Genomic DNA, 3,382 nt, shown 5'->3' with positions numbered 1-3,382 from the left:
GTTCTTGGTGACGTTGTCGAGCACCAGCAGGGGTTCACTCATGCCGCAATCTCCCTGCCTTTGAGAAGGTCGCGCTCGCGTTCGCGTTCGGCCGCGAACATCTGCCCGAAGCGAGGTGACAGAACCCCGGAAACCGCCAGGGCGGCGGCGCCGCGCAGCACGGAATGCTGTCCGCCGCGCGCGACCACGACCCTGGGCGTCGTGCGGTCCTTGCGGGCCGAGACGGAGTTGTGCAGGCCTGCGGCCGAACCAGCCAGCATTTCGAGCAGGTCGGTGGATGCCAGCCCGCCGAGGATGACCGTCTCCGGGTCGAACAGGTTCTCGATGACGGCGACGGCGTTGTGAAAGATCGGTGCGACTTCGGCCACCCAGTCGGCCTCGCTGCCGTTCCAGCGCCGGAGCGCCTCGAGCGACAAATATCTTTCGAGGCAGCCGCTGTTGCCGCACGGGCAGGCCTCGCCGCCGGGAATGACGGGAATGTGTCCGATCTCGCCGGCATTTCCCCAGGCGCCGCGCAAGGCGCTGCCGTCATGAACCATGACGCCGCCAAGGCCGACGCCGAAATAGAGATAGTAATATTCGGAAAACTGGGCGCCGAGGCCATAAAGGCGCTCGCCCATGGCGGCCGCGGCCATATCGGTTTCAAAGAAGGCCGGCAATCCGGTGGAGGCCGCCAGCCGTTCGCGCAGCGCGACATCCTTCCAGCCGGTCATGGTGGTCGGCCCCACGAAACTCATGGACTCCACGTCGAATGGGCCGGGCAGGGCCATGCCGACCCCCAGCACCCGTCCGCCAGCCCGCAGCCGGGTCAATTCCACCACCATCGCCCCGATCAACTCGAAGGCGCGGTCCGGCGTCGCGTTCGGCGCTTCGCGGTAGATGCTCTCGATCACGTCGCCGCTCAGATTGATCAAGGCGGCGCTGATACCAAGCGGAGTGATGTGGATACCCACGGCATAGCCGCCCTCGGGGTTGATCCGGAGCGTCGCCGGCGGCAGGCCGCGCCCCCTCGGCTCTTCGCGCAGCGACAGGATGTAGTCCTGATCTTCCAGTTCGCGAACGATGGTCGATACCGTCTGGACGGTGAGGCCGACGCGCCGGGCGATCTCGCCGCGCGCGATCGGCCCGTGCAGGCGGATGGACTCAAGCACGATGCGCCGGTTGTATGGCCGCCCGAACTCCTGATTGGTCCCCCGCAGTGCCATGCCTTGCGCCCCTTAGGAGAGGATAGCTTGGCACCGCTTATTTATTCAGTCAAATGGAATTCAAAAATAAATGATAATGAAACACAAATCTTGGGAAGGCCGGGTATGGACGTACCCGATTCAGGACCTGCCCACACGCCGCCCTGGCCGATTGCCGCCATGGCGAAACCTCTTCAATGGTGAGCGAACCCGCGACCGTTGATGACAAAGCAGGAGCAAAGATGATCGAATTGCCGTTTGCCCGCGACGAGTACCGACAGCGGCTTCGCAAGATCCGCACCGAGATGGCCAAGCGCGGTCTCGAGCTTCTTGTCGTCAACGACGTTGCCAACCAGCATTACATCACCGGTTATGACGGCTGGTCGTTCTACACGCCGCAAATGGTGCTGGTTCCAATCGAGGAGGTCGAGCCGGTCTGGATCGGGCGCGCCATGGATGCGGCCGGCGGTCTTCTGACAGCCTGGATGAAACCGGAAAACGTGGTCGGCTTTCCGGAAGACCATGTCCAGCGAGGCGATCGCCATCCCATGGACTGGATTGCGAACTGGATTGTCGCCAAGAGCTGGGGGAGTCGCCATATCGGCATCGAACTCGAAGCCTATTATTTCTCCCCCAAGGCGCACGCCCGGCTTGTCGCCGGACTTCCCAATGCAAAATGGCACGATGCCGACCTGCTGGTGAACTGGATCCGGGCGGTCAAATCGGCGCCGGAGATCGCCTATTTGCGCAAGGCATCGACGCTCGCCGAAGCTGCCGTCACGCGAGCCTTCGAGGTGATCGCGCCGGGCGTTCGCGAATGCGACGCCATCGCCGCCATCCAGGCGGCGCAGATCGCGGGCAGCCCGGATTTTGCCGGCGACATCACAGCGCTTCCGCCGACAATCCTCGGTGGCGAGAATGCCTCGGCGCCGCACATCATGTGGAGCGACAGGCGGTTTGGAGAAAACGAGACGATTGCGCTGGAACTTGCCGGCGTTTGCCGCCGCTATGCCGCCGGCCTCGCCAGGACCATGCAGCTTGGCAAGACGCCGACAAATGTCTCGGATACCGCCAAAGCGGTGATCGAGGGCATGGACGCGGTGCTCAACGCGGTCAGGCCGGGAACGACTGCCGAAGCGGTCGAAGCTGCCTGGCGCAAGGTCATCCAGCGCTACGGACTGAAGAAGGAATCGCGCATCGGCTACTCCATCGGCGTCGCCTATCCGCCGGATTGGGGCGAACACACGATCAGCCTCAGGCCGGGCGACAAGACGGTGCTTGAACCGGGCAACGTCGTTCATTCCATCCTTGGCATGTGGATGGACGGCTGGGGCATCGAGGTCAGCGAGACCATCCTGGTCACCGAAACCGGCCACGAGACCCTGACGAAGTTCCCGCGAGAGATCCATGTCAAATCCTGAGGGTTCGGCCACGGCGGGTGGTGTTGCGAAAACCGTGACGACCGATATCGACGCCGGAATTCTCGACCGGATGATCGAGGTCCGTCGCCATCTGCACCGCAATCCCGAGCTTTCGAACCAGGAGGCCGGCACGCAGCGTTACCTCAGGCAGATGCTGGTGGATCAGGGAATCGTCGACATTCGCGACGTCGCCGGCTTTGGCCTTGCCGTCGATATTGTCGGCGCCGGCAGGCCGTCAAATCGAAAGATCGCCATTCGCGCCGACATCGATGCCTTGCCGATCGAGGAGGAGTCCGGCGTCGATTATGCATCGACGAATCCAGGTGTGATGCATGCCTGCGGTCACGACGCCCATGCATCGATGGCTTTCGCGGTGGCCGCGCATCTTCACCAGTCGCGGGACAGTTTTGGCGGTACCGTTCGCCTGATCTTCCAGCCGGCGGAGGAGGACGAACCGTCGGGCGGCAAGCGGGTGGTGGAAGAGGGGCTTCTCGACGACATCGACGCCGCCATCTGCGTCCACGTCGATCCGTACACACCGACCGGCAAGATCGCCGTCGGCTCCGGTCCCTACACTCTGGCCTGTGACACGTTCGATGTGGCCGTCATCGGCTCGGCGGCACACGCGGCAAAACCGCATGAAGGCGTCGATGCGTTGGCCGTGGCTTGCTCCCTGGTGAGCGAATTGCAGAAGATCGTTTCGCGCGAGACCGATCCGTACGATCCGCTGGTGATTTCCGTGACTGCCATCAATGGCGGCAACGCCTACAATGTCAC

At 63.3% G+C, this 3,382-nt stretch carries 4 protein-coding genes; 3 read left to right on the top strand and 1 reads right to left on the bottom strand.

Features of this window, described 5'->3' with window-relative positions; translation table 11 throughout:
- Positions 1–38 precede the first annotated feature (38 nt).
- Positions 39–1,205, bottom strand: a complete 1,167-nt coding sequence (locus EOA22_RS28350) for an ROK family transcriptional regulator (RefSeq protein WP_063167798.1) — start codon at positions 1,203–1,205, stop codon at positions 39–41.
- Positions 1,206–1,232: 27 nt separating this feature from the next.
- On the opposite strand from EOA22_RS28350, the gene EOA22_RS37790 reads away from it, so the two are divergent.
- The 3 genes from EOA22_RS37790 to EOA22_RS28335 form a co-directional block, all read left to right on the top strand.
- On the top strand, positions 1,233–1,388 hold the full coding sequence (locus tag EOA22_RS37790; protein WP_164752000.1) for a hypothetical protein: 156 nt from the start codon (positions 1,233–1,235) through the stop codon (positions 1,386–1,388).
- Between the two features lie 38 nt (positions 1,389–1,426).
- On the top strand, positions 1,427–2,605 hold the full coding sequence (locus EOA22_RS28340) for a M24 family metallopeptidase (RefSeq protein ID WP_063170211.1): 1,179 nt from the start codon (positions 1,427–1,429) through the stop codon (positions 2,603–2,605).
- Positions 2,592–3,382: amidohydrolase (locus EOA22_RS28335; RefSeq protein WP_164755908.1), on the top strand; the 791-nt coding region annotated here is incomplete at its 3' end. The genes EOA22_RS28340 and EOA22_RS28335, both read left to right, overlap by 14 nt.

It is taken from the genome of Mesorhizobium sp. M7A.F.Ca.US.014.04.1.1, assembly GCF_003998745.1.
GTDB lineage: Bacteria > Pseudomonadota > Alphaproteobacteria > Rhizobiales > Rhizobiaceae > Mesorhizobium > Mesorhizobium ciceri.
This window is presented reverse-complemented; position numbering and strand designations above follow the sequence as displayed.